This is a genomic window from Pseudomonas mendocina (assembly GCF_900636545.1).
Lineage (GTDB): Bacteria > Pseudomonadota > Gammaproteobacteria > Pseudomonadales > Pseudomonadaceae > Aquipseudomonas > Aquipseudomonas mendocina.
Window position 1 is genome coordinate 3,883,339 of the sequence record NZ_LR134290.1, and the last position, 26,522, is coordinate 3,909,860.

At 62.8% G+C, this 26,522-nt stretch carries 24 protein-coding genes and 1 tRNA gene; 13 read left to right on the top strand and 12 right to left on the bottom strand.

Annotated elements, in window-relative coordinates:
- Window positions 1-45: 45 nt before the first annotated feature.
- Window positions 46-861 (top strand): type III secretion system regulator SuhB, encoded by an 816-nt coding sequence (gene suhB / locus EL191_RS18065; RefSeq protein ID WP_024309263.1) that lies wholly within the window; start codon window positions 46-48, stop codon window positions 859-861.
- Between the two features lie 131 nt (window positions 862-992).
- Here suhB and EL191_RS18070 read toward each other — a convergent pair whose 3' ends face one another.
- From EL191_RS18070 to EL191_RS18100, 7 genes are all read right to left on the bottom strand, one after another.
- Window positions 993-1,535: a glycine zipper 2TM domain-containing protein gene (locus EL191_RS18070; protein ID WP_026042080.1), complete on the bottom strand. Its 543-nt coding sequence runs from the start codon at window positions 1,533-1,535 to the stop codon at window positions 993-995.
- Between the two features lie 118 nt (window positions 1,536-1,653).
- Window positions 1,654-2,571 (bottom strand): protein translocase subunit SecF, encoded by a 918-nt coding sequence (gene secF, locus EL191_RS18075; protein WP_013716866.1) that lies wholly within the window; start codon window positions 2,569-2,571, stop codon window positions 1,654-1,656.
- A gap of 9 nt (window positions 2,572-2,580) precedes the next feature.
- Complete coding sequence (gene secD, locus EL191_RS18080) at window positions 2,581-4,449, bottom strand: protein translocase subunit SecD (protein ID WP_017362575.1); 1,869 nt, start codon at window positions 4,447-4,449, stop codon at window positions 2,581-2,583.
- A gap of 69 nt (window positions 4,450-4,518) precedes the next feature.
- Window positions 4,519-4,848 carry a preprotein translocase subunit YajC gene (gene yajC, locus EL191_RS18085; protein WP_013716868.1) on the bottom strand — a complete coding sequence of 110 codons (330 nt, stop codon included), beginning with the start codon at window positions 4,846-4,848 and terminating at the stop codon, window positions 4,519-4,521.
- A 41-nt stretch (window positions 4,849-4,889) separates the two neighbouring features.
- Window positions 4,890-6,005, bottom strand: coding sequence for a tRNA guanosine(34) transglycosylase Tgt (tgt, locus tag EL191_RS18090; RefSeq protein ID WP_162184355.1), 1,116 nt, complete (start codon window positions 6,003-6,005; stop codon window positions 4,890-4,892).
- A 20-nt stretch (window positions 6,006-6,025) separates the two neighbouring features.
- A complete protein-coding gene (gene queA / locus EL191_RS18095; protein ID WP_013716870.1) occupies window positions 6,026-7,069 on the bottom strand; it encodes a tRNA preQ1(34) S-adenosylmethionine ribosyltransferase-isomerase QueA in 1,044 nt (347 codons plus the stop codon).
- 39 nt (window positions 7,070-7,108) lie between these two features.
- Complete coding sequence (locus EL191_RS18100) at window positions 7,109-7,882, bottom strand: substrate-binding periplasmic protein (protein ID WP_013716871.1); 774 nt, start codon at window positions 7,880-7,882, stop codon at window positions 7,109-7,111.
- A gap of 217 nt (window positions 7,883-8,099) precedes the next feature.
- Between EL191_RS18100 and EL191_RS18105 the strand changes: the two genes are divergently transcribed.
- The 3 genes from EL191_RS18105 to EL191_RS18115 all read left to right on the top strand — a co-directional run bounded on the left by EL191_RS18105 (window position 8,100) and on the right by EL191_RS18115 (window position 9,335).
- Window positions 8,100-8,184 (top strand) — tRNA-Leu (locus EL191_RS18105).
- 336 nt (window positions 8,185-8,520) lie between these two features.
- Window positions 8,521-8,733, top strand: coding sequence for a cold-shock protein (locus EL191_RS18110; protein WP_003298189.1), 213 nt, complete (start codon window positions 8,521-8,523; stop codon window positions 8,731-8,733).
- 104 nt (window positions 8,734-8,837) lie between these two features.
- The gene (locus EL191_RS18115; protein ID WP_041979632.1) at window positions 8,838-9,335 is read left to right on the top strand and encodes an RDD family protein; all 498 of its coding nucleotides are present in this window, start codon (window positions 8,838-8,840) and stop codon (window positions 9,333-9,335) included.
- A gap of 61 nt (window positions 9,336-9,396) precedes the next feature.
- On the opposite strand, the gene lptG is transcribed toward EL191_RS18115, so the two are convergent.
- Window positions 9,397-10,461, bottom strand: coding sequence for an LPS export ABC transporter permease LptG (lptG, locus tag EL191_RS18120; RefSeq protein WP_013716873.1), 1,065 nt, complete (start codon window positions 10,459-10,461; stop codon window positions 9,397-9,399).
- Window positions 10,454-11,578 carry an LPS export ABC transporter permease LptF gene (lptF, locus tag EL191_RS18125; RefSeq protein ID WP_041979631.1) on the bottom strand — a complete coding sequence of 375 codons (1,125 nt, stop codon included), beginning with the start codon at window positions 11,576-11,578 and terminating at the stop codon, window positions 10,454-10,456. Before lptF ends, lptG begins: the two co-directional genes overlap by 8 nt.
- A gap of 143 nt (window positions 11,579-11,721) precedes the next feature.
- Here lptF and EL191_RS18130 point away from each other — a divergent pair, with 143 nt between their 5' ends.
- From EL191_RS18130 to EL191_RS18165, 8 genes are all read left to right on the top strand, one after another.
- Window positions 11,722-13,209, top strand: a complete 1,488-nt coding sequence (locus EL191_RS18130) for a leucyl aminopeptidase (RefSeq protein WP_041979629.1) — start codon at window positions 11,722-11,724, stop codon at window positions 13,207-13,209.
- A 120-nt stretch (window positions 13,210-13,329) separates the two neighbouring features.
- Window positions 13,330-13,749 carry a DNA polymerase III subunit chi gene (locus EL191_RS18135; RefSeq protein ID WP_017362569.1) on the top strand — a complete coding sequence of 140 codons (420 nt, stop codon included), beginning with the start codon at window positions 13,330-13,332 and terminating at the stop codon, window positions 13,747-13,749.
- A 60-nt stretch (window positions 13,750-13,809) separates the two neighbouring features.
- Entirely contained in the window at window positions 13,810-14,244 is a 435-nt protein-coding gene (locus EL191_RS18140) for a hypothetical protein (RefSeq protein ID WP_041979627.1), read from the top strand.
- Between the two features lie 138 nt (window positions 14,245-14,382).
- The gene (locus tag EL191_RS18145) at window positions 14,383-17,214 is read left to right on the top strand and encodes a valine--tRNA ligase (protein ID WP_041979626.1); all 2,832 of its coding nucleotides are present in this window, start codon (window positions 14,383-14,385) and stop codon (window positions 17,212-17,214) included.
- Window positions 17,215-17,351: 137 nt separating this feature from the next.
- The gene (gene nhaC / locus EL191_RS18150; protein WP_041979624.1) at window positions 17,352-18,785 is read left to right on the top strand and encodes a Na+/H+ antiporter NhaC; all 1,434 of its coding nucleotides are present in this window, start codon (window positions 17,352-17,354) and stop codon (window positions 18,783-18,785) included.
- 144 nt (window positions 18,786-18,929) lie between these two features.
- Entirely contained in the window at window positions 18,930-20,306 is a 1,377-nt protein-coding gene (gene nhaD / locus EL191_RS18155) for a sodium:proton antiporter NhaD (protein WP_041979622.1), read from the top strand.
- Window positions 20,307-20,342: 36 nt separating this feature from the next.
- On the top strand, window positions 20,343-20,639 hold the full coding sequence (locus tag EL191_RS18160; protein ID WP_013716881.1) for a winged helix-turn-helix domain-containing protein: 297 nt from the start codon (window positions 20,343-20,345) through the stop codon (window positions 20,637-20,639).
- A gap of 32 nt (window positions 20,640-20,671) precedes the next feature.
- Window positions 20,672-22,501 (top strand): SLC13 family permease, encoded by a 1,830-nt coding sequence (locus EL191_RS18165; RefSeq protein WP_041979621.1) that lies wholly within the window; start codon window positions 20,672-20,674, stop codon window positions 22,499-22,501.
- 6 nt (window positions 22,502-22,507) lie between these two features.
- On the opposite strand, the gene EL191_RS18170 is transcribed toward EL191_RS18165, so the two are convergent.
- Entirely contained in the window at window positions 22,508-22,978 is a 471-nt protein-coding gene (locus EL191_RS18170; RefSeq protein WP_013716883.1) for a bacteriohemerythrin, read from the bottom strand.
- A gap of 206 nt (window positions 22,979-23,184) precedes the next feature.
- Here EL191_RS18170 and rlmF point away from each other — a divergent pair, with 206 nt between their 5' ends.
- Window positions 23,185-24,186: a 23S rRNA (adenine(1618)-N(6))-methyltransferase RlmF gene (rlmF, locus tag EL191_RS18175; protein WP_041979904.1), complete on the top strand. Its 1,002-nt coding sequence runs from the start codon at window positions 23,185-23,187 to the stop codon at window positions 24,184-24,186.
- 123 nt (window positions 24,187-24,309) lie between these two features.
- On the opposite strand, the gene EL191_RS18180 is transcribed toward rlmF, so the two are convergent.
- Window positions 24,310-25,554 (bottom strand): ArsB/NhaD family transporter, encoded by a 1,245-nt coding sequence (locus tag EL191_RS18180; protein WP_041979619.1) that lies wholly within the window; start codon window positions 25,552-25,554, stop codon window positions 24,310-24,312.
- Window positions 25,555-25,641: 87 nt separating this feature from the next.
- Entirely contained in the window at window positions 25,642-26,421 is a 780-nt protein-coding gene (locus EL191_RS18185) for a substrate-binding periplasmic protein (RefSeq protein ID WP_041979618.1), read from the bottom strand.
- Window positions 26,422-26,522 lie beyond the last annotated feature (101 nt).

Below are 26,522 nucleotides of genomic sequence, written 5' to 3' on the forward strand. Positions count from 1 at the left end.
CTGCTAACATGGCCGGCTTTCTTTAACGCCCCAGGTGAACCTCCCATGCAGCCCATGCTGAATATCGCCCTGCGCGCCGCTCGCAGCGCCGGTGAAATGATCTTTCGCTCCATCGAGCGCCTGGATGTCATCTCGGTCGACGAGAAGGATGCCAAGGATTACGTCACCGAGGTCGACAAGGCCGCAGAACTGATGATCGTCCAGGCCATCCGCAAGGCCTACCCGACCCACAGCTTCCTGGGTGAAGAAGGCGGCGTACTGGAAGGCAGCGGCGAAGGCGCCGACTACCAGTGGATCATCGACCCGCTGGACGGCACCACCAACTTCGTTCGCGGCGTACCGCACTTCGCCATCAGCATCGCCTGCAAATACCGCGGCCGCCTGGAGCACGCCATCGTCCTCGACCCGGTGCGCCAGGAAGAATTCACCGCCAGTCGCGGCCGTGGCGCCGCGCTCAATGGCCGCCGCCTGCGCGTCAGCAATCGCAAGAGCCTCGAGGGCGCCCTGCTCGGCACCGGCTTCCCGTTCCGCGATGGCCAGCTCGACCACCTGGACAACTACCTGAACATGTTCCGCAGCCTGACCGGCCAGACCGCCGGCATTCGCCGCGCAGGCGCCGCGAGCCTGGACCTGGCATACGTTGCCGCCGGCCGCTTCGACGCCTTCTGGGAATTCGGCCTGTCCGAGTGGGACATGGCAGCCGGCGCCCTGTTGATTCAGGAAGCAGGCGGCCTGGTCAGCGACTTCAGCGGCGGCCATGAATTCCTCGAGAAGGGCCAGATCGTTGCCGGTAACACCAAGTGTTTCAAGGCCGTACTGACCGCAATCCAGCCGCACCTGGCGCCATCGATGAAACGCTAAGCGTCCATCGAGCAATAAAAAAACGCCTGGAGAGATTTTTGACGTCGCGTAGCGACGGCCCGAAGGGTGGCGGCCAAGGATGGCAGGCCACAAAAAACGCCCCGAGGGGCGTTTTTTATTGCTCGAATTTCTTACTGGGTCTGCTGCACCAACACCAACTCGCCCTGCTTGTTGACCGGAATACGGCTGCCCGGATCACGATCCATGCGTACGGTACCAACCTTCTCGCCCAGCTGGTACTTCACGTCATAGCCCACCAGTTTTTCGCTGGTATCGGTCACGGTGTTGCAGCGGGTTTCGGTTGTGGTGTAGGTGTCACGCTGCTGCATGCCTTCCTGAATCTTGTTACCGGCATAACCGCCGCCAACTGCGCCGGCGACGGTAGCGATCTTCTTGCCAGTGCCGCCACCTACCTGATTACCCAGCAGACCACCGGCGATGGCGCCAATAGCCGTACCGGCGATCTGGTGCTGATCCTGTACCGGACGTTGACGGGTGACGGTCACGTCCTTGCATACCTCCCGCGGCGTTTTCACGGTTTCGTTGATCGGCGTAACCGCCAGCACCTCGGCATAGTCCGGGCCGCGATCAACCAGGCTGTAAGTAGCCACGGCACCACCAGCGGTCACACCCACAGCACCCAGTACGGCACCTACCAACATTGACTTGTTCATTTTATGTGTCTCCTAGGCTCGGCGACTCGCGCCCTTCTCCCTGCCTAGGACAGCAAAAAGCCGCGACAAGTTCGACCTGCCGCGGCTTTCGCTGACTTTCATGAAGTCGATCACACCATCAGGGACGACCGTCGTCTGCCTCGGCTTCAGCCACCGGAGGAATCAGATCCTCCACGCTGAGTTTCAGCCATACCAATACCGTGGCACCGATGTAGACCGACGAGTAGGTACCCACCACCACACCCACCAGCAGGGTCAGGGCGAAGGCGGCCAGCACGTCGCCACCGAAGAACAGCAGCGCCAGCAGCGCCAATGCGGTGGACAGCGATGTCGCGATGGTACGCAGCAAGGTCTGGGTGATCGAAATGTCGACGTTCTCGATCAGCGAGGTCTTGCGCAGCACGCGGAAGTTCTCACGGATACGGTCGTAGATGATGATGGTGTCGTTGAGCGAGTAACCGATCATCGCCAACACGGCTGCCAGCACCGTCAGGTCGAACGGAACCTGGAAGAACGCCAGCACGCCCAGCGTGATCACCACGTCGTGCACCAGCGACGCGATGGCACCGACACCGAACTTCCATTGGAAGCGGAACGCCAGGTACAACAGGATGCCGCCGAGCGCCAGGAGCATGGCAATACCGCCCTGGTCACGCAGCTCCTCACCCACTTGCGGCCCGACGAACTCGACGCGCTTGACCTCAAAGCGCGTCGCTTCATCGACCTTGCGCAGCGCAGCCGCGACCTGCTTGCCCAAGTCCGGATCATCGCCAGCCAGGCGCACCAGCACGTCGGTACTGGCACCGAAGCTTTGCACCACGGCATCGGCATAGCCTGCCTGACCCAGCTCGGTCTTGATCAGATCGAGATTGGCCGGCTGCTCGTACTGCAGCTCGATCAGAGTGCCGCCCGTGAAGTCCAGACCGAAGTTCAGTCCCTTGGCGAACAGTGCGCCCAGGCCGATCAGCGTCAGTACGACCGTAATGGAGAAGGCGATATTGCGGATCGCCATGAAACGAATGGTTGATTTGATCATGGCTGCACCTCAGATCCACAGCTTCTTGACGTTGCGGCCACCGAAGATCAGGTTGACCAGACCTCGGGTGAACATGATGGCTGTGAACATCGAAGTCACGATCCCCAGCGACATGGTCACGGCGAAGCCCTTGACCGGCCCGGTACCCATGGCAAACAGGATGCCGCCGACCAGCAAGGTGGTCAGGTTACTGTCGAGAATCGCCGAGTAGGCACGATCGAAGCCTTCATGAATCGCGCGCTGCACCGGTAGCCCGTTGGCCAGCTCCTCGCGTATCCGCGAGAAGATCAGCACGTTGGCATCCACCGCCATACCCAGCGTCAGCACGATACCGGCGATACCCGGCAAGGTCAGGGTGGCACCGATGGCCGACATCAAGCCCACCAGCAGCACCAGGTTGAACGCCAGAGCTACGGTCGCCAGCACACCGAAGAAGCGGTAGATGGCGATGATGAAGATGGCCACGAAGACCATTGCCCACTCGGTAGAGGCGATACCCTTGGCGATGTTCTCGGCCCCCAGACTCGGGCCGATGGTGCGTTCTTCGGCGAAGTACATCGGCGCGGCCAGACCACCTGCACGCAGCAGCAGCGCCAGTTCCGAAGACTCGCCCTGGCCGTTCAGGCCGGTGATACGGAACTGGCTGCCCAGCGCGGACTGGATGGTCGCCAGACTGATGATCTTCTTCTCTTCGACGAACGAAGAGACGGCGACTTCCTGCTCGACGCCGTCGACGTTCTGACGCACGTAGCGGGTGACCGGCTTCTGTTCGATGAAGATCACCGCCATGCTGCGGCCGACATTGTTGCGCGTGGCGCGATTCATCAAGTCGCCGCCATGACCGTCGAGGCGAATGTTCACCTGCGGACGACCATTCTCGTCGAAGCTCGCCTGAGCGTCGGTGACCTGGTCACCGGTGATGATCAGCTCACGCTCGAGCTGTACCGGCGGACGGCCTTCCTCGCGGAAGCCGAAAGCCTCGGTCGCACCGCGCGGCGCGTCGAAGTCGGCCTGCAGACGAAACTCCAGGTTCGCGGTCTTGCCGAGAATACGCTTGGCTTCGGCGGTGTCCTGGACACCAGGCAGCTCGACGACGATGCGGTTGGCACCCTGGCGCTGAACCAGCGGCTCGGCCACGCCGAGTTCGTTGACGCGGTTACGCACGGTGGTGAGGTTCTGGCGAATGGAATATTCGCGAATCTCGGCGATCTTCGCCTGGGTCAGACCCAGCTGCAGAATCTGCTGACCATTGCGCTCGACAGTGGTCAGTTCGAAATCGCTGTAATCCTTACGAATCAGGCGCTGCGCCTTGTCCAGCGAATCACTGTCGGCAAAGCCGAGCTGAATGCGGCCATTGCTTTCCGGCATGCTGCGGTAGCGCACGCGCTCCTTGCGCAGCAGGCTCTTGATTTCACCTTCATAGACCTTGCGGCGCACATCCAGCGCCTTGTCCATGTCAACTTCCAGTAGGAAGTGCACGCCACCGGACAGGTCCAGACCGAGCTTCATCGGGCTCGCCCCCAGGCTACGCAGCCAATCGGGCGTGGTCTGCGCCAGGTTCAGCGCTACGACGTAGTCATCGCCCAGCGCCCGACGGACGATGTCCTTGGCCGGCAACTGGTCATCCTGCTTGATCAGACGAATCAGGCCGCCACGGCCACGCTCGTCGATGCTGGCAGCCTTGACGGCAATGCCGGCATCGGTCAACGCCTTGCTGGCACGGTCGACATCCGCCTGCTGGATGCTCAGCGCCGAGCTGGCGCCACTGATCTGCACGGCTGGATCATCTGGATAGAGGTTGGGAATGGAGTAGACCAGGCCGATCGCCAGTACGGACAGAATCAGCAGGTACTTCCACAGAGGGTATTTATTGAGCATGAACGGGCCGCCCGCTTAAGACGCGGGGCGCTGAAAGCGCCCCGTGGAATGGAAAAACCGAGAACCGAATCAGATGGCTTTCAGCGTGCCCTTGGGCAGGGTGGCGGCGATGGCCTGTTTCTGGAATTTCAGCTCGACGGTGTCAGACACCTCGATTACCACGAAATCGTCGGTAACCTTGGACACCTTGCCAGCGATACCACCGCTGGTGACCACTTCGTCGCCCTTCTGCAGGCCGCCGAGCAGGTTCTTGTGCTCTTTGGCACGCTTGGCCTGCGGACGCCAGATCATCAAATAGAAGATGACCAGGAAGCCGATCAGGAAAACCCACTCGAAACCGCTGCCGGCAGGGCCGGCAGCCGCGGTGTCAGCGTAGGCGGCGGGGATGAAAAAGCTCATGTAACACTCCTAATGGAAAGTATCTTCAAACGTTCGGGAAATCAGTCCAGAGGCGGCACAGGCAGGCCGCGCTTGGCATAGAAGGCTTCGACAAAGGCGGCCAATGTACCCTGTCCGATAGCCTCGCGCAAACCAGCCATAACCCGCTGATAATGCCGCAAGTTATGGATGGTATTGAGTATGCTACCGAGCATTTCGCCGCACTTGTCCAGATGATGCAGATAAGCGCGCGAGAAGTGTTTGCAGGTGTAACAGTCGCAGGTCGGGTCCAGCGGCGAATCATCGAGTTTGTGCACGGCGTTGCGGATCTTCACCACGCCGGTATCGACGAACAGGTGTCCATTACGCGCATTGCGGGTCGGCATCACGCAGTCGAACATGTCCACGCCGCGGCGTACGCCCTCGACCAGGTCTTCCGGCTTGCCGACGCCCATCAGGTAGCGCGGCTTGTCGGCCGGCATATGCGGCGGCAGGAAATCCAGCACGCGGATCATCTCTTCCTTCGGCTCACCGACCGACAGGCCGCCGATGGCCAGGCCGTCGAAGCCGATCTCGCACAAGCCCTCCAGCGAGCGCATGCGCAGCTCTTCGTGCATGCCGCCCTGGACGATGCCGAACAGCGCCGCCGTGCTTTCCCCATGAGCCGTCTTGGAGCGCTTGGCCCAGCGCAGCGACAGCTCCATGGAGCGCTTGGCCACGTCGAACTCGGCCGGGTATGGCGTGCACTCATCGAAGATCATCACGATGTCCGAACCCAGGTCGCGCTGCACCTGCATCGACTCTTCCGGCCCCATGAAGACCTTGGCGCCATCGACCGGCGAGGCGAAGTACACGCCCTCTTCCTTGATCTTGCGCATCGCCCCCAGGCTGAACACCTGGAAACCACCGGAGTCGGTGAGGATCGGTCCTTGCCACTGCATGAAATCGTGCAGGTCGCCATGTTTCCTGATCACCTCCATGCCTGGGCGCAGCCACAGGTGGAAGGTGTTACCGAGAATGATCTGCGCGCCGATGCCTTCGACGTCACGCGGCAGCATGCCCTTGACCGTGCCATAGGTACCCACCGGCATGAAGGCCGGGGTCTCGACCACGCCACGCGGGAAGGTCAGGCGACCACGACGGGCCTTACCGTCGGTAGCCAGCAATTCGAAGGACATGCGACAGGTGCGCGACATACTCAAACCTCGGGCCCGCGCGCGGCGGGATTGCGGGTGATGAACATGGCATCACCGTAACTGAAGAAGCGATAGCCCTGCGCCACGGCCTCGCGGTAGGCGGCCATGGTCTCGGAGTAACCGGCAAAGGCCGACACCAGCATGAGCAAGGTCGACTCGGGCAGGTGGAAATTGGTCACCAGGGCATCAACTACATGGAATGGGCGGCCTGGATAGATAAAGATGTCGGTATCGCCACTGAATGGCTTCAACTCACCGTCTCGCGCGGCAGTTTCCAGCGAGCGCACGCTGGTGGTGCCAACCGCGACCACGCGACCGCCACGGGCGCGACAGGCCGCCACGGCATCGACCACATCCTGGCTGACCTCCAGCCACTCACTGTGCATGTGGTGATCTTCAATCCGCTCCACACGGACCGGCTGGAAGGTACCGGCGCCGACATGCAGGGTGACAAATGCGGTTTCCACGCCCTTGGCGCGAATCGCCGCCAGCAGCTCGTCATCGAAGTGCAGACCCGCGGTCGGAGCCGCCACTGCGCCTGCCTTCTCGGCATAGACGGTCTGATAACGTTCTCGATCCGCCTCTTCGTCCGGCCTGTCTATATAAGGCGGCAAGGGCATATGACCGACACGTTCCAGCAGCGCTAGCACCGGCTCGGCGAACCGTAGCTCGAACAGGGCATTGTGGCGCGCGACCATTTCGGCTTCGCCACCGCCCTCGATGAGAATCTGCGAGCCGGGCTTGGGCGATTTGCTCGAGCGCACATGAGCCAGCACGCGGTGCTGATCGAGCACGCGCTCCACCAGTATTTCCAGCTTGCCGCCAGACGCTTTCTGGCCGAACAGGCGCGCCGGGATCACCCGGGTGTTGTTGAACACCATCAGATCACCGGGGCGTAGCTGCTCCAGTACGTCGGTGAACTGGCCGTGACGCAGCGCCCCGCTCGGACCGTCCAGCTGCAACAGGCGACTGGCGCGGCGTTCGGCCAGGGGGTGGCGGGCGATCAGCGACTCGGGAAGATCGAAGTGGAAATCGGCAACACGCATGATTCGATTCGGAGGGGTATTTCTGCAGGGCGGCAAAGCTTACCGGATTTCACCCTGTCCGACCACGTGAGCCTGAGGCGCATATTTGGCGACGATCCGCGCCAGCGTGCCATCTTTTTGCAGCGAGCGGATGGCGGCATTGAACGCCTCTAGCCTTCCCCGCAGGTTTCGATGCAGCCGCAAACGCAATTGAGAACGATGGATCGTCGGCCCTTCCTCCACCTGCCAGCGCGGTGACCGCAACTGCGCCTCTTCGTGCTGCAGATAGCGCCACTCCAGGCGGTCGAGGATGCCTGCCTCGCTGCGCCCTTGAGCGACGCGATAGATGAGCGCGCGAACATCGGCACCATCGTTACGCTGAAAGTGATCGCTGCCGGCATAGCCATAGCCGCGCACGGTGGCGATGGAGCGACCGCGCAGGTCCTGAAGGCGACTGTAGGGAAAACTCTTGCCGGGAGGGAAAATCAGCACCTCCTCGGTTTCCAGTACTGGCACCGTCCACAACGAGACCTCGAATTGTTCGGCGTCGCTGCGCCAACTCTTGCTGACGCAACATTCGATCTGCAGCTGTCCCTCGCGAAAGAGTTTCTGCGTCCGCAGCGGCGGCAGTGGATGGCTGGCCAGCAGTTGTTCCGGCAGGCGTTCGTCCAGCGCGAGCATGAACTCATGGAGGATGCCGCTGACCTGGGGCTCCTCGACTATCCAGTAGGGCACCCAGCTTTCGTCGGTAACGGCATAGGTCAGGGTATCGGCCCGAGCGACAGGCATGAGCAGCAGGCCGGCAGCGAGCGCCCGGCACCATCCTTTGATCACACCGCCTCCCACGACCACCTCACCTCGAGGTCATTCATATAAGCGCCATACTCGGCAATTCTGATGACAGCGCGATTCTAGCCGCAACCGCAATATAAAAGCCGGACGCCCTCATCACTGCCATTGGCCGTTAGTACCGGAACGCATCGATAGCCAATTACCGCATTACCGCCGATTGACCGGCGCAAGGCGCATCCCTATACTGCGCCGCCATCGTGCCCCGGTGGCGGAATCGGTAGACGCGGCGGATTCAAAATCCGTTTTCGAAAGGAGTGGGAGTTCGAGTCTCCCCCGGGGCACCACGATTCGAAGCCCGCAAGACATTGGTCTTGCGGGCTTTTTCGTATCTGCGGGAACAACCCGGGCAATTGTTGCAGGCAGGTTGCCGAGAAACTTTTCCGGCACCTCTTTAAGCCCCGTAAAACCTGGCTGGCGACCTTACTGGCAGGGGTTGGCAATTGCGCAAAAGTTAGCGTAGAGTGATCGAACTGTTTGCATGGGTCGCTGTGAATCGTGACTCTGGTGCAGCAGATCATCTAGATCCGCTACATCCCGCTCGACTTCTATTACTCCTTGCAACCAGTCTCAGCCCTCTATATTTGGAGGCTGTCATCAACTCTAGTTTCAAGGAAAAAGACATGTCGAATCGTCAGAACGGTACCGTCAAGTGGTTTAACGACGAGAAAGGTTTTGGTTTTATCACTCCCGAAAGCGGTCCGGATCTGTTCGTGCACTTCCGCGCGATCGAAGGTAACGGCTTCAAGAGCCTGAAAGAAGGCCAGAAAGTCAGCTTCGTAGCTGTGCAAGGTCAAAAAGGCATGCAGGCCGACCAGGTTCAAATCCTGGGCTGATTGCCGCTGCTTTGAAGAACCCCTGATCTCGATCAGGGGTTTTTTTATGCCTAGGGAAAAGTCGCGGTTAGAATGACGCGCACTTTCGTCACAGCGAGCCCATCATGCCGAAACACCAGCTACGCCCGCAGGGAGACTTCCCCACTGCCGGGCTGATTCGTCGCCTGGCCGCCCTTTTCTATGATTTCCTGCTCTGCGTGGCACTGATCATGGTCGTCACCCTGATCTATCAGCAGGGCATCCTGCGCCTGATTCACGGCGGCGATGCGCTGCTGGTAATGGCCGAAGCCGGCGCACTGGATCATGACCCGATCCTCGCCAGCCTGGTGCTGCTGTCGCTGTTCGCCTTCTTCGCCAAGTTCTGGACGCATAACGGCCAGACGCTGGGCATGCAGGCCTGGGGATTGCGCATTCAGAACGCCGACGGCAGCGCCATCGATCTGTGGCAGGCACTGCTACGCTTCGTGGTCGCCATCGGCTCCTGGCTGTTTGCAGGCCTGGGTTTTCTCTGGCTGTTATGGGACAAGCAGGGCCGCACCTGGCACGACATCTACTCGGACAGCCGCGTGGTTCAGCTGCCGAAGAACATTCACAAGAAGTAGCCTGAGCAGATGCAAAAAAAGCCGGTTCACTGAACCGGCTTTTTTCATGCCCGCGATCGACTCAGCCAGCCCGGCGCAGCAGCCAGACACCGGCCAGCGCGCAGATACCAGCCGGTACCAGTACCGCCAGCAGCGGCGAGAAGCCGAACACCAGGCTGGACGGGCCCAGCAGGTCCTGGGCAATACGGAAGATGAAACCGACCAGCACACCGGTGAAGACGCGCTGCCCCAAGGTTACCGAGCGCAGCGGGCCAAAGATGAAGGAAATCGCCATGAGCACCAGGGCACCAGTCACCAGCGGCTGCAACACCTTGGTCCAGAACGCCAGCCAATAGCGGGCGTTATTCAGCCCCTGCTCGCTCAGGTAGTGGATGTACTGCCACAACCCGGTCACCGACAGCGCCTCGGGCTCCATTACCACGGTGCCAAGCAGTTCCGGGTTGAGTTCGATATCCCAGCGCTCTTCGCGCTGGTTGACTACTTCGGAGTGGTCTTCATGCAGCAGCGTGGTCTTAACGTTGCTCAGCATCCAGTGGTTGTCACGGTACTCGGCTCGGCGGGCGAAACTGGCCGAGAGCAGACGACGCTCATCGTCGAAACGATAGCGCGTGACGCCCAGCAGGACACCGCCCGGTTGCACCGCGTTGATGTGCACGTACTCCTGCCCCTGGCGATGCCACATACCGCGCTTGGAGCTCTGCGCCGCACCGCCACCTTGTGCCAGCGCGCGATCTGCCTGGGCCTGATTCTCGGTCAGCGGTGCGACGTACTCGCCGATCAGAATGCCCGCCAGCATCAGCACCAGCATGGGTTTCATCACCGCCCAGACGATACGCCCGATGGACACGCCGGCGGCACGCATGATGGTCAGCTCGCTGTTGCTGGCCAGGGTGCCGAGGCCGATCAGGCAGCCGATCAGCGCGGCCATCGGCAACATCTCGTAGGCACGGCGCGGCGCCGTCAGCAGTACATACCAGAGCGCCTGGCCGAGGCCGTAGTCGCCCTTGTTCAGGTCGCCCAGCTCGTCGATGAAGGCGAACAGCAGCGCCAGGCCGAGGATGATGCCCAGCACAGCCAGAATGGCGAAGAACACCTGGGTACCGATGTAGCGATCCAACTTAGCCATGAGCCACCTCCGACACCGGCGCACGACGGCTGGCCCACCACAGACTCAGACGTTCCCAGTACAGCAACAACAAGCCGATGGCGAGGAAGATGGCATGTACCCACCACAACCCCAGCGCAGCGGGCAGTCGCCCCTTGTCCAGCGCGCCACGGGCGGCGATCAGCAGACCCAGGTAGGCCATATAGAGGAAGATCGCCGGCAACAACTTGAGGAAGCGCCCTTGACGCGGGTTGACCTTCGACAGCGGTACGGCCAGCAAGGTGACGATGAATACCAGCAGGGGCAGTGACAGGCGCCATTGCAGCTCGGCCTGCATGCGTGGGTCGCTACTGCCGAGCAGTTCGCGGGTCGGCGTCGCCTCACGTTCGCTGGCTTCGATGGCGACCTCAGGCTTGGGTAGCAGCACGCCGTAGGTGTCGTACTGGATGGCGCGGTAATCCGCCTCGCCCGGCTCGCCGTCATAGCGGTAGCCATTTTCCAGGATCAGATAGCGACTGCCATCGTCCTGAATTTCCTGGCGACCGCTCTCGGCCACCAGCACCGTAATGCCACGCTCGGAACGGCCATCGGTGGAGAAGCGCTTCTCCGACATGAACACGCCACGCAATTCGCTGCGATCAGGCGACAGCTCCTGGGAATAGGTCACCCGCGAGCCATCGCGTAGCGATTGGAAGCGCCCCGGCACCAGCGTATCGAGTTCGGTCAGGGCGTCCTGCTCGTTGAGGATGCGCGCCACGCTGGCCACACCTTGCGGGGCCAGGCCAAGGCTGAGCCAACCAACCAGCAGCGCGACGATCAGCGCCGGCGCCATGCTGTAGGCGGTCAGGCGCTGCTGACTGACGCCGGTGGCGGACAACACGGTCATCTCGCTGTCCAGGTACAGGCGCCCGTAGGCCAGCAGGAAACCGAGGAACAGGCCCAGCGGCAGGATCAGCTGCAGGAAGCCGGGAATCCGGTAGCCCATGATCAGGAACAGCACGCCCGGATCGAGTACGCCCTGCGCCGCCTGAGCCAGATACTTGATGAAACGACCACTCATGATGATCACCAGCAGTACGGCACTCACCGCACTGAGGGTCACCAGCACTTCGCGGGACAGATAACGGAAGACGATCAAACCGGACGCTCCAGGGTTGTCAGGCTCAGGCGCGAGCGCTCAAACTAGCCGCACCTACTTGCCGGCCCACCGCAAAGTGGACCCTCGAAAAATGGCGGCCATTATCCGTCAAACCCGACTCTTTGTCTTGGGGACAGCTCACTATGGAATTCCTCGTCAAAAGCACCCGTCCGGAAACCCTGAAAACCGCCACCCTGGTGGTCGCCATCGGCGAAGGCCGCAAGCTCGGCGACGCTGCCAAGGCCGTGGACCAGGCCAGCAATGGCGCATTGAGTGCGGTACTCAAGCGCGGCGACATCGCCGGCAAGCCGGGCCAGACCCTGCTGCTGCACAGCCTGCCAGGGCTCAAGGCCGAGCGCGTGCTGCTGGTAGGCTGTGGCAAGGGCGATCTATCCGACCGCCAACTGCGCAAGTTGGTTGCAAGCGTGCACGGCGTACTCAAGGGGCTGGGCGGCAGCGACGCCCTGCTCGCCCTGGGTGAACTCAAGGTCAAGAGCCGCGATACCTACGGCAAGACTCGCCTGATCGTCGAAACCCTGGCCGACGGCACCTACCTGTTCGAGCAGTTCAAGAGCCAGAAGGCCGACCCGCGCGCACTGAAGAAAATCACCCTGGTCGTCGACAAGGCTGAACTGGCTGATGCCGAGCGAGCGCTGCAGCATGCCCGCGCCATCGCCACGGGCGTCGCCTTCACCAAGGACCTGGGCAACCTGCCGCCGAACCTCTGCCACCCCAGCTACCTGGCCGAAGAGGCCAAGGCTCTGGGCAAGGCGCACAAGAACCTCAAGGTCGAAATCCTCGACGAGAAGAAGCTCAAGGAACTCGGTGCAGGTGCCTTCCTCGCTGTAGCCCAGGGCAGCGAGCAGCCGCCACGGATGATCGTCATGCACTACCAGGGCGGCAAGAAGGACGACAAACCCTTCGCCCTGGTCGGCAAGGGCATCACCTTCGACACCGGCGGTATCAGCATCAAGCCCGCCGCAGGCATGGACGAGATGAAGTACGACATGTGCGGCGCCGCCAGCGTGTTCGGCACCCTCAAGGCCGTGCTCGAGCTGCAACTGCCGATCAACCTGGTGTGCCTGCTGGCCTGCGCCGAGAACATGCCAAGCGGCCGTGCGACACGCCCTGGCGACATCGTCACCACCATGAGCGGGCAGACCGTGGAGATTCTCAACACCGACGCCGAAGGCCGTCTGGTGCTGTGCGATACCCTGACCTACGCCGAGCGTTTCAAGCCGCAGGCAGTGATCGACATCGCCACGCTGACCGGTGCGTGCATCGTCGCCCTGGGCAGCAACGTCTCCGGCCTGATGGGCAACAACGACACGCTGATCAAGCAGATCCTCAATGCTGGCGAGACCGCCGACGACCGCGCCTGGCAGTTGCCGCTGCATGACGAATACCAGGAGCAGCTGGACAGCCCCTTCGCCGACATCGCCAACATCGGCGGACCGAAGGCCGGCACCATCACCGCGGGTTGCTTCCTGTCGCGCTTCGCCAAGAACTTCCACTGGGCACACCTGGACATCGCCGGCACCGCCTGGATTAGCGGCGGCAAGGACAAGGGCGGCACCGGTCGTCCGGTACCGATGCTGACCCAGTACCTGCTGGACCGTGCCAAGGCCTGACGCCGCAGCCGGGCCATGCCTGTGTAGGAGCGGCTCCAGCCGCGATAATTGGCGAGTTATCGCGGATGAATCCGCTCCTACAGCATCCAGCCACCACTCCCTGACCTATTGAAACCCCGAATGCCCAGAATCGAGTTCTACGTTCTCTCCTCCAGCGACGCCATTGGTCGGCTGCGTGCCGCCTGCCAATTGGCGCTCAAGGCCTGGAGCGCCGGCCTGCCGGTATTCGTCCGGGGTAGCGATGAGGCGCAATGTGCTGAGCTCAACGAGCTGCTATGGACCTTCAAGGCCGAACGCTTCGTGCCCCACGACCTGCATCAGGACGCCCCGCTATCACCCGTGGTGCTGGGCATCGACGAGGCCCCGAGTGCCGATCAGGGCGTATTGATCAACCTCGGCAGCAGCCTGTCGCCGCACGTCGAGCGCTTCTCCCGCATCATCGAGATTGTCAACCAGCAACCCGAGTTGCTGAGCGCCTGTCGCGAGAATTTCCGCACCTACCGCCAGCGCGGGTATGATCCGCAGCGCGTCGAACTTTAGTGGCCACCGGCGCTCCCAATTCAGGCTACCTTTGCCCTTTTGCCCGCCGCACCGACCGCCATGGACACTCCCAAGCCTCCGCAAAAACCTGCTCAGCTGCTGCACGACCTGGAGTCGATTCGCGAGCTGCTGGGCGATAACGGCAGCGAACCGCCGCTGCTGATCGACTCGCTCGACCCGGACAGCATTCCGGTGCTGTCCGATATCGTCAGCGCGCCGCCCAGTCCACCGCCGCCCTTCCACGCCACACCGGCGCCCAAGCGGACAGCACCTGCCACCGCCGCAGCGCCATCCGCAAGCCCGCTGCGCGAGCGCATAGAGCCGCGCCTGCACGACAGCGCCCGCGACCTGCAGCACCTCAACGGCGAGCTGCGCGCAGCCGCGCAACTGATCCTGCAGGACGTGATCGACGACTTCGTGCCGCAGATCGAAGCCGAACTCAAACGTCGCCTGGAAGCCCGCCTGCCGCGCCTGCTGCCGCCGCGTAAACCCTGACGCGCCTGTACGCACGCGGCGCCCCCTGTTCCAGCGCCGCGCCATCGCCCCTCTGACGCGCTGCCCTTACGCCATAAGGCCCATCCCCGTTATACTTGCCGGCTTTTCCGATCAGCCGTCACAAGGGTCCCGCCGCGCATGGACAAGACCTACCAGCCGCACGCCATCGAATCCAACTGGTACCAGACCTGGGAGAAGAACAACTACTTCGCCCCGCAAGGTAGCGGTGAGCCGTACACCATCATGATCCCGCCGCCGAACGTCACCGGCAGCCTGCACATGGGGCACGGCTTCAACAACGCGATCATGGATGCGCTGATCCGCTTCCGCCGCATGCAAGGCCGCAACACCCTGTGGCAACCGGGCACCGACCACGCCGGTATCGCCACCCAGATGGTGGTGGAGCGCCAGCTCGCCGCGCAGGGCATCGGTCGTCACGACCTGGGCCGCGAGAAATTCCTGGAGAAAGTCTGGGAATGGAAGAACCAGTCCGGCGGCACCATCACCCGGCAGATCCGCCGCTTGGGCAGTTCGGTGGACTGGTCGCGCGAGCGCTTCACCATGGACGACGGCTTGTCCGAAGCGGTCAAGGAAGCCTTCGTCCGCCTGCACGAAGACGGCCTGATCTACCGCGGCAAGCGCCTGGTCAACTGGGACACCAAGTTCCACACCGCGATTTCCGACCTGGAAGTGGAAAACCACGACGAGAAAGGCTCGCTGTGGAACCTGCGCTACCCGCTGGCCGACGGCAAGAAGACCGCCGAAGGCAAGGACTACCTGATCGTCGCCACCACCCGTCCGGAAACCATGCTCGGCGACAGCGCCGTGGCCGTTCACCCTGACGACGAGCGCTACAAGGCGCTGATCGGCAGCTACGTCGAACTGCCGCTAGTGGGCCGTCGCATCCCCATCATCGCCGACGACTACTGCGACCCCGAGTTCGGCACCGGCTGCGTGAAGATCACCCCGGCGCACGACTTCAACGACTACGAAGTGGGCAAGCGCCACAACCTGCCGCTGATCAACATCTTCGACAAGAACGCCGCCGTGCTGGCCACTGCCCAGGTGTTCAACCTCGACGGCAGCGTCAACGAGCAGATCGAAGCCAACATTCCAGCGCAGTTCGCCGGGATGGATCGCTTCGAAGCGCGCAAGCAGATCGTCGCCGCCTTCGAGGCCGCCGGTCTGCTGGAGAAGATCGAAGACCACGCGCTGAAAGTACCGAAGGGCGACCGCTCCGGCACCGTCATCGAACCGTGGCTGACCGACCAGTGGTACGTCTCCACAAAGCCGCTGGCCGAAAAGGCCATCGCCGTGGTCGAGAGCGGCGAGATCCAGTTCGTGCCCAAGCAGTACGAGAACATGTACTTCAGCTGGATGCGCGACATTCAGGACTGGTGCATCAGCCGTCAGCTGTGGTGGGGCCACCGCATTCCGGCCTGGTACGACGAGGCCGGCAACGTCTACGTTGGCCGTGATGAAGCGGAAGTACGCGCCAAGCACAACCTCGAAGGTGTCGCCCTGCGCCAGGACGAAGACGTGCTGGATACCTGGTTCAGCTCCGGCCTGTGGACTTTCTCCACCCTCGGCTGGCCGCAGCAGACCGACTTCCTCAAGACCTTCCACCCCACCGACGTGCTGGTCACCGGTTTCGACATCATCTTCTTCTGGGTCGCCCGGATGATCATGCTGTCGACCCACCTGACCGGGCAGATTCCATTCAAGACCGTCTACGTGCACGGCCTGGTACGCGACGGCCAGGGACAGAAGATGTCCAAGTCCAAGGGCAACGTGCTCGACCCGCTGGATATCGTCGACGGCATCACCCTCGACGAGCTGCTGGAAAAACGCACCAGCGGCATGATGCAGCCCAAGCTGGCCGAGAAGATCGCCAAGCAGACCAAGGCCGAGTTCCCCGAAGGCATCGCCAGCTACGGCACCGACGCCCTGCGCTTCACCTTCTGCTCGCTGGCCACCACCGGCCGCGACGTGAAGTTCGACATGGGCCGCGTCGAGGGTTACCGCAACTTCTGCAACAAGCTGTGGAACGCCGCCAACTTCGTCATCGAGAACACCGATGGCCAGGACACTGGCGTGAATGGCGAAGAGGTCGAGCTGTCCTCGGTGGATCGCTGGATCATCAGCCAGCTGCAGCGCACCGAAGCCGAAGTCACCCGCCAGCTCGATGCCTTCCGCTTCGACCTGGCCACCCAGGCGCTCTACGAGTTCGTCTGGGATCAGTACTGCGCCTGGTACCTGGAGCTGGTCAAGCCGGTGCTGTGGGACGAGAACGCGCCCATCGAGCGCCAGCGTGGCACCCGCCGCACCCTGGTACGCGTGCTGGAAGTGATCTTGCGCCTGGCTCACCCGTTCATGCCGTTCATCACCGAAGAAATCTGGCAGCGCATCAAGGGCCAGGCTGGCGTGCAGGGTGAAACCCTGATGCTGCAACCCTGGCCGGTGGCCAATGAAAGCCGCATCGACGCTGCCGCCGAAGGCGATATCGAGTGGGTCAAGCAGCTGATGCTCGGCGTACGCCAGATCCGTGGCGAGATGAAGATCTCCATGGCCAAGCGCATCGACATCATCGTTGCCAACGCTTCGGCCGAGGATCAACGCCGCCTGGCCGACTTCGAGCCGCTGCTGAACAAGCTGGCCAAGCTCGAATCGGTACGTGTGCTGGCTGCCGGTGAAGAAGCGCCGATGTCCGCCACCACCCTGGTCGGCGAGATGGAAGTGCTGGTGCCGATGGCCGGGCTGATCGACAAGGACGCCGAGCTGGCGCGCCTGGACAAGGAAATCGCCCGCCTCGATGGTGAGGTCAAGCGCGTCGGTGGCAAGCTGGCCAACGAAGGCTTCGTCGCCAAGGCGCCCACCGAAGTGCTGGAGAAGGAACGCGCCAAACTGGCCGAGGCCGAGCAAGCCCTGAGCAAGATGGTCGAGCAGCGCGGCAAGATCGCTGCACTCTGATCGCACAGCAACATCCACAGGCCCGCGCCCTAACCGGCGCGGGTTTTGTTTTTTGTGGGAGGGCTCAGCCGCGAGCTTCAACCGCAAAGTCGAGGCTGAAGCCCCTCCCACGGTTCATCTGATTTTCCGGTATCCCCATGACTGCCCGCTCCCCTTCCCTGCTCGATGCGCTGCTGCCGATTGGCGTGCTCGTCGTACTCCTCAGCCTGTCCGTCTACATGTTCGGTGATTCCTCCTCCAGCGGCCCAAACCAGATCGCCCTGATGAGCGCGGCCTTCGTCGCAGGCCTGGTCGGACTGAAGAACGGCCTGCGCTGGGCCGAGATCGAAGAAGGCATACTCGCTGGCATTCATATGGCGATGAAGGCCAACCTGATCCTGCTGGCGGTCGGCGCACTGATCGGTACCTGGATTCTCGCCGGCACGGTGCCGACCATGATCTGGCTGGGCCTGAAGCTGATCAGCGCCGAGTACTTCTACCTAACCAGTTGCCTGATCTGCGCACTGACGGCGCTGTCGATCGGCAGCTCGTGGACAGTGGCCGGGACTCTCGGCATCGGCCTGATGGGCGTTGCCGCCGGCCTCGGCCTGGACCCGGCGATCACCGCCGGCGCGATCATCTCCGGCGCCTACTTCGGCGACAAGCTGTCGCCGCTGTCGGACACCACCAACCTGGCGCCAGCCGCTGCCGGTGCCGACCTGTTCGCGCATATCCGCAACATGTTGCGCACCACGGTGCCGGCGCTGCTGATCGCCCTGGCGATCTTCTTCACCCTCGGCCAGCAGGCCAGCGCCGAACATGACACCAGCCGTATCGCCGAGGTGCTGAGCGCGCTGGAGGCACAGTTCAATCTCGGCTGGCACCTGCTGCTGCCGGTGGCCTTCCTGCTGCTGCTCGCGGTGCGCCAATGGGCCGCCTTCCCGGCGGTGTTTCTCGCCGCCCTGCTCGGGGCAATATTCGCCGTGGTGTTCCAGCCCGAGGTGATGACGCGCCTGAGCGACCCTGCCGCCGGTGCGTTGGCCCCGCTGAAAACCGTATGGAGCGCGCTGTTCGCCGGCTACGAGTCGGCCAGCGGCAACGCCGAACTCGATGGTCTGCTGTCCAAGGGCGGCATGGCCAGCATGCTCACCACCGTCTGGCTGATCATCTGCGCCATGTGCTTTGGTGGCGTGCTGGAGCGCCTTGGTCTGCTGCAGCGCTTGCTGCAGAGCGCACTGCGTCTGGTACGCAGCAACAGCGGCCTGGTCGCCAGCACCATCACCACCACCATTGGCACCAACATCATCACGGCCGATCAGTACATCGCTCTGGTGCTGCCAGGACGCATGTACCGCGCCGAGTACGAGAAGCGCGGCCTGGCGCCGACCAGTCTGTCTCGCGCACTGGAAGATGGCGGCACCCTGACCTCGGTACTGGTGCCCTGGAATACCTGCGGCGCGTACATGGCCGCTACCCTGGGCGTGGCCACCCTGAGTTACCTGCCCTACTGCTTCTTCAACCTGATCATGCCGGTGCTGGCCATCGCTCTTGCCTACCTGCTGCCGCCACGCAGCAGCACCGCCACAGAGTAGCCGTGTCGCTGCGCGCGAGCGGCATGGATTGCTCCAGTTGCGCAGCTGCGGCATTAAGACGTTTCCTTTTACAAGGTATTTCAGGCATCTTCCCCCCGCCAACCGACCTCCAATACCTCCAAAAGAAAACAGGCGGACCCCTTCATGTATGCGTTGATGGCCCTCGTATTCGTTCTCGGTTACCTCTGCATCGCCCTCGAACACCCGTTAAAGATCGACAAGGCGGCCTCCGCCCTGCTCACCGCCGTGATTGCCTGGACCCTGCTGGTGCTCGGCGCCGACAGCATCCTGCCGCTGCTCGGTACCGGCACCGCCGGCTCCAGCACCAACACCCATCATGTGGTCGAGGAACTGCGCCATCATCTCGGCGAGATTTCCGAGATCCTGTTCTTCCTCATGGGCGCCATGACCATCGTCGAGCTGATCGACGCCCATGAAGGCTTCAAGGTCATCACCGACCGCATCCGCACCCACAAGCGTGTGCACCTGCTGTGGCTGGTAGGGTTGATCACCTTCTTCCTGTCCTCTGCGCTGGACAACCTGGCCACCACCATCGTGATGATCTCGCTGCTGCGCAAGCTGATCGCCGACCGCCACGAGCGCTGGTTCTATGCCGGCATCGTGGTCATCGCGGCCAACGCTGGCGGTGCCTGGTCGCCGATTGGCGACGTCACCACCACCATGCTGTGGATCGGTAACCAGGTCACGGCCACCGGCATCATCTCCAAGCTGTTCCTGCCCAGCCTGGTCTGCCTGCTGGTACCGCTGCTGATCATGAGCTTCCGCCTCAAGGGTGAGGTGGCCGAACCGCGCATCAAGGAAAGCGTCGAAAGCCGCCGTGACCCGACGACTCCCTTCGAACGCAACCTGGTGTTCAGCCTCGGCCTGGGTGCGCTGATCTTCGTGCCGGTGTTCAAGACCATCACCCATCTACCACCATACATGGGCATCCTCTTCGGTCTCAGCCTGCTGTGGATCACCACTGAGATCATCCACCGCAGCAAGAACAGCGAAGAGAAGGACCCGCTGTCGGTAGTCGGCGTACTGCGCCGCATCGACATCACCAGCGTGCTGTTCTTCCTCGGCATTCTGCTCGCAGTCTCTGCACTGTCCAGCGCCGGCCACCTGCTCCAGGTGGCAACGCTGCTCAAGGACAGCCTGGGCAACATCTACAGCATCGCCATTTCCATCGGCATGCTCTCGGCCGTGGTGGACAACGTGCCGATGGTCGCCGGCGCCATGAAAATGTACCCACTGATCAGCCCCGAAGCCCTGGCCACGGCGGCAACGGAGGAGCTGCCCTGGCTGCGCAACTTCGTGGTCGACGGCAATTTCTGGGAGATGCTCGCCTACTGCGCCGGCACCGGCGGCAGCTGCCTGATCATCGGCTCGGCCGCCGGCGTGGCGGCCATGGGCATGGAGAAGATCAACTTCATCTGGTATCTGAAGAAGATCACCGGCCTGGCCTTTATCGGCTACCTGGCCGGTGCCGGCACCTATATGCTGCTGTTCGCCGCCTGACCCGCAGCGGCCCTCAGCCCCGAACAGGAAGTCGCCATGCAGACGAGCAAGACCCGCACCAGCTTCTACCGTCGCCTCTACGTGGCCTGGCTGATCGACAGTGGCCAGGCTGTCAGCGTCCCCGCGCTGATGGAGGCCACCGGAATGCCGCGGCGCACCGCACAAGACACCCTAGCCGCCCTGTCCGAACTGGATATCGACTGCCAGTTCGAGCAGAACCCGGGCGAGCGCAACAACGCCGGCCACTACCGAATTCACGACTGGGGGCCAATCGACCGGCAATGGATCGAAGCCAACCTGCAACAGATCAAGGCGACGCTGGGTTATCCCTGAGATAATCGCTCCCGTACTTCATGGGAACTGCGATGAATCCGGATCTGCTCTGGGTGCTTGGCTTGCTGGCCGGCGCCATCACCCTCTTCGTCATTGGCAAGCCACGCATGGACGTGGTCGCCTTGCTGGTGCTGGTCGCACTGCCGCTGACCGGTGTGCTCGACCTGCAGCAGACACTCGCCGGTTTCAGCGATGCCAACGTCATCCTCATTGCCGCGCTGTTCATCATCGGCGATGGCCTGGTGCGCACGGGCATCGCCTACCGACTAGGTGACTGGCTGGTGGCCAAAGCGGGCAGCAGCGAGACGCGCTTGCTGGTTCTGTTGATGCTGGCGGTGGCCGGGCTGGGCTCGGTGATGAGTTCCACCGGCGTGGTAGCGATCTTCATTCCAGTGGTGCTCGGTGTCGCCGCACGCCTGCGCATCGCCCCGGGCCGCCTGATGATGCCGCTGGCCTTCGCCGGGCTTATCAGTGGCATGCTCACCCTGGTCGCCACGCCGCCGAACCTGGTGGTGCACGCGGAACTGCGCCGCGCCGGCCTGGAAGGCTTCGACTTCTTCGCCTTCACCCCCATCGGCCTGGCCGTGCTGGTGCTCGGCGTTGGCTACATGCTGGTCGCCCGCCGCTGGCTGGTGCGCAATGACGCCGACGGCAATGCCGAGCCACCACGCCTGACCCTGGCCGACCTGGCCGAGCGCTATCGCCTCAGCGAGCGCGAGCGGCGCCTGCAGGTGCGCGCCGACTCGCCCCTGGCCAACCAGGTGCTCAATGAACTGCAGTTGCGCCGTGATCACGGCATCAATGTCATCGCCATCGAACGCCGCCAACGCCTGCGCACCCTGCTGCTGATGGCCAGCGGCAATACCCTGCTGGAGCCGGGCGACGTGCTGCTGGTGGATATCGCCAGCCCCACCATCGGCCTGCTCGGCAGCTACCAGGCGCTGGGCCTGGAGCCCATGCCACTGCCGCATTCGTATTTCAGCCTGCACGCCCATGAACTGGGCTTGGCCGAAGTGGCGCTGCCGCCGGAGTCGCAACTGCCGGGCAAGAACATTCAGGAACTGGGCTTTCGTTCGCGGCACAAGCTCAACGTGGTTGGCCTGCGTCGTCAGGGACAAGCGCTGGAAGGCGTGCTGGTGGACGAGAAACTCAAGGCCTCAGACACCCTGCTGGTAGCCGGCGCCTGGCGCGATATACACCGCCTGCAGGGGCTGAGCCGCGACTTTCTGGTGCTCAGCCTGCCAGCGGAAGTGGCCGAGGTGGCACCTGCCGCGCGCAAGGCGCCCTATGCGCTGCTGAGCCTGGCAGTGATGGTGGGTTTGATGGTCAGCGGTCTGGTGCCCAATGTGCAGGCCGCACTGATCGCCTGCCTGCTGATGGGGGCATTCCGCTGCATCGATCTGGACAGCGCCTACCGCGCCATTCACTGGCCGACGCTGATCCTCATCGTCGGCATGCTGCCTTTCGCCCAGGCGCTGCAGCAGACCGGTGGCGTCGAACTGGCGGTACAGGGTTTGGTGGGCGGCCTGGGTGATGCGGGGCCACATCTGATCCTGGCCAGCCTGTTCGTCCTGACCGCAGTGATTGGCCTGTTCATCTCCAACACCGCCACGGCGGTGCTGATGGCGCCGGTGGCCATCGCCACCGCGCAGGCACTGGGCGCCTCGCCGCTGCCTTTCGCCATGACCGTCGCACTGGCGGCCTCGGCGGCGTTCATGACGCCGATCTCCTCGCCGGTCAATACCCTGGTGCTCGGCCCTGGCCAGTACCGCTTCGGCGACTTCGTGCGTATCGGCGTCCCCTTCACCCTGCTGGTGATGATCGTCAGCGTACTGCTGGTGCCGCTGATCTTCCCGCTGTGAGAGTGCTCACGCCGCCCCACGGAAGAAGCGCCGCCCGGCGCGGCGCAGCCATCCACCTTCGGAGGCATCTGCACTCAACCGACGCAGATTATCGTTGACGGCCTCAACGTAGTTACGGTCGTCACTGCGAATATGGCTGAACAGCCAGCGTCCCAGCAGGCCCTTGAGCTCGTCAGCGATATCCTCACCGCTGGTGAAGCGCTGGCGGTAGTCCTCCACGCGCTTGATGAAGAGTGCGTGCACGCGCTTGTGCGCCTTGGTGAACACATAGCCGGCCTCCTCGAGCATCGCCTCCTCGAAGGCGAAGTGCGAGACGGTGTAGTCGATCAGCTCGTCGATGACCGTAGCGACCTTCGCCTTGCTGCCGGTTCGTTGAGCATCATCCAGTTGATTGATCATCGCGACGATGCGCCTGTGCTGGTCGTCAATCACCCTGATGCCTGTGTCGAGGTCGTCGCTCCATTCCAGGTATGCCATGGTGCCTCCTTGCTGCTGATCGAAGGGGCCGCAGTCTAAGACTGCTGGCGAGCACCCAATTGATCTGAGTCAACACATGCCCCGCTGCTTTATGGCCACTTTCCGAATTCCGTTAACCAGAGCACGGATCAAACGCTTCAAGGCCGGGTTACGGTCAGCGAACAAAGCATGGGAAAATCTCATACTCACCCGACCAGATGACCACCATGCCCCAGCCGCCGAAACGCCCGCGCAAGCCCGCTCCCGCAGCCATGAAGACCGCACCGAGCAAGGGCGAGCTGCATCCGCGCAATCGTCATCAGGGGCGCTACGATTTTCCCGCGTTGATCAAGGCAAGCCCCGAGCTGGGCCAATTCGTCATCACCAACCCATATGGCAAGCCAAGCATCGATTTCGCCAATCCTTCAGCGGTCAAGGTGTTCAATCGCGCGTTGCTGGCGCAGTACTACGGTATCCGCCACTGGGATATCCCCGATGGCTACCTGTGCCCACCGATTCCCGGCCGCGCCGACTACCTGCACAACCTCGCCGATCTGCTGGCGACCGACAACGACGGGCAGATACCCCGTGACGCCGGCATCCGTGCGCTGGATATCGGCGTTGGCGCCAACTGTATCTACCCGCTGATCGGTCATTGCGAATATGGCTGGCGCTTCATCGGCGCCGATATCGCTGCGGCGGCGCTGGCCTCGGCGCGCGTCATCATCACGGCCAATGCGCAGCTGGCCGGCGGCATCGAACTGCGCCAGCAGGCCAATGCCGAGCATATCTTCCTCGGCCTGCTACAGCCGGATGACTGCATCGACCTGACCCTGTGCAACCCGCCCTTCCATGCCAGTGCCGACGAGGCCACTCGCGGCAGTACGCGCAAGTGGCGCAACCTTGGCAAGCTCGACCCGAAGCGCAAGCTGCCGGTGCTCAACTTCGGTGGGCAGGCGGCCGAACTTTGGTGCCCAGGTGGCGAGGCAGCGTTTCTCAAGCGCATGGCCAGCGAAAGCGCACAAGTCGCCGGGCAGGTGCTGTGGTTCAGCAGCCTGGTGTCCAAGGGCAGTAACGTCGAGCTGCTGCAAGACTGGCTGGCCAGGGCTGGCGCGGCGGAGGTGCGCATTCTTGGCATGTCCCAGGGGCAAAAGCAGAGTCGCCTGGTGGCCTGGACCTTCAAGGACGCGCAGGCGCGCGTCACCTGGCGCCAGAGCCGCTGGCGCTGAGCCAATACACGCGCCCGGTAGGGCGTACTCGCGCAACAGTACGCCATCACAATTCGCTAACCACCACCGATGGCGGGCTGTTCGCTTAGGCTCCTGAGTCTGCCCTACGCCAGCGCGCCCGCCTTACCAGGGCAACCAGCCGCCCAACGCCAGCCAGAGCCCGGCCACGGTCATGCTCAGTAACGTCACCGGTACGCCGCTGCGCGCGTAGTCGACGAAACCAATGCGCACGCCCTGGCGTTTCGCCCCTTCGGCGACGATCAGATTGACCACGCTGCCAATCAGCAGCAGGTTGCCGGCCAGAGTCGACATTACCGCCAGGCCGATCAGCACCGAGTGCGACAGTTCCGGCATCAACCCCAGCAGCAACACCACGAACGGCACATTGCCGATCAGGTTGCCCGCCACCAGCGAAGCGGTCGCAAGCGATATCACGCCCTGCGGCAACAAGCCGTGCTCGGCCAGCCAGGCAGCGCCCTGCGCCAGTTGCGGCAACTGCAACGCGGCACCACTGACCAGGAACAGGCCGACGAAGAGCAACAACAGGTTCCAGTCCACCTTGCTCACGTAGTCGCGGCTGTCCACCCGTCGCGACACCATCACCAGCACCGCCACCAATAACGCCGACAGTTCACGCGGCAACGCCGTGGCGAACAAGGCCAGCAATGCCAGGCTGGCCAGCAGCGGTTTGATGTAGCTGCGCGCACCATGAATAAGCTCCACCGCCGTCTCGTCGGCAACCAAGGGCCTGGCCTCGCCCCAGCGATGTCGCCACTGCAGCCAGATCACCGCATAGACGATGCCCATCGCCGCCAGTGCGGGCGGCCCGGCCACGGCGACATAACCCCAGAAATCCAGACCGCCGGCCTGGCCGATGAGGATGTTCTGCGGATTGCCGATCAGGCTTGCTGCCGAGCCGGCATTGCACGACAACGCCAGCGCCAGGAGAAATGGCCGTGGCTCCAGCCCACGCAGGTGCAGGCTGCGACACAGCAGCGGGGTCAGGGCGAAGGCGACGATATCGTTGACCAGCACTGCCGAGAGCAAACCGCCGAGCATTACCACACCCAACAGCAGCACCGCCGGACGCTCGGCATGTTCTGTCAGGTAACGGTTGAGCCAGGCGTATACCCCGGAAAAATCGAATTGCGCGGAGATCAGCATCAGTGCCAGCAGCAGCAACAGCGCTCCGGGGTCGAGATGATGCGCCGCATCGGCCATGCTCAGCGCACCGCTGACCAGCAGCAACACGGCAGCGCAACAGGCGATCCAGCTACGGTCGATGCGCAAACCGCGAATTCCGCCGGCAGCCATGCCCAGGTAAGTAAGAACGAACAGGCCAATGGTCAGCCAGGCAGCGAAGGTCATGCGCGATTCACCCAAGCGGAAGCATGTGAGAAGGAGCGGACTCTAGCGATGCCGAAGCGGCGCGGGAATAGCCTGGGCAAATTTTCCTCAAAGGCCGGGCTGTGTCAGGTAGGCCTTTACGCGAGCCTGATAGGTCGCTGACTCGCGCTGACGCTGTACCTCGCTCCAGATCCGCTCGGCCAACTCGGGGTCGCGCACCAGCAACGCCTTGGACAGCATCAGGTAGTAAGGTTTTTCTTCGAGCAACTGCGGCAGTTTCTCAACCTGCGCCGCCAGCTTCGGGTTGGCCTGCAGGAGAAAATCACCACGCATGGTCTGCAAGGCGATCGCCTCGACTCGGCCGTGCACCAGCATCTGCAACAGCGCCAGCGGATCGCGGCTGGACTCGTCCACTTCCAGCCCGTGAGCCAGCAACAGATCACGGATGGAAAAGCCACTGAGCGAGCCGACCCGACCACTCAGTTGGCTGAAGCGCTGGCCATCCCAGGACACCATGCTGCCGGCGCGGCGGTACAGGGTGTAACGCGAGGTGTGCAAACGTCTGAGCGCATCCGGGCGGCCCTCGGCATCGATGGGGTAATGGCCCATCTGCAGCCGTTCGGGCTTGAAGCTGGCAGCGAAGGCCCCGTCGTAGAGCCCCTGTTCTAGCCCTGACAGGCAGCGCTTCCAGGGCACTGCAACGTAGCTCACCTGCAGTTCAAGGGCCTGCTGAACCAGGCCGAGCAGCTCCAGGTTCAAGCCCGTGCCATCCGTCATCACCCAGGGGAAGGAGTTCTGGTCTTCGTGGCAGAGGGTCAGCGTCGGCTGAGCGCCGTAACAGGCGCCGGCCAATAGCCAGAGCAGGCAGTAATGCAGCGCTTTGTGCAAAACGAGACTCCATCACCGGAATGCCCGACTAGCAGCATTCGATTCGCGGCTTGCCACCGACTTCTTGTCCTGTTTCAAGCATAGGCACATTCGTCCACAGC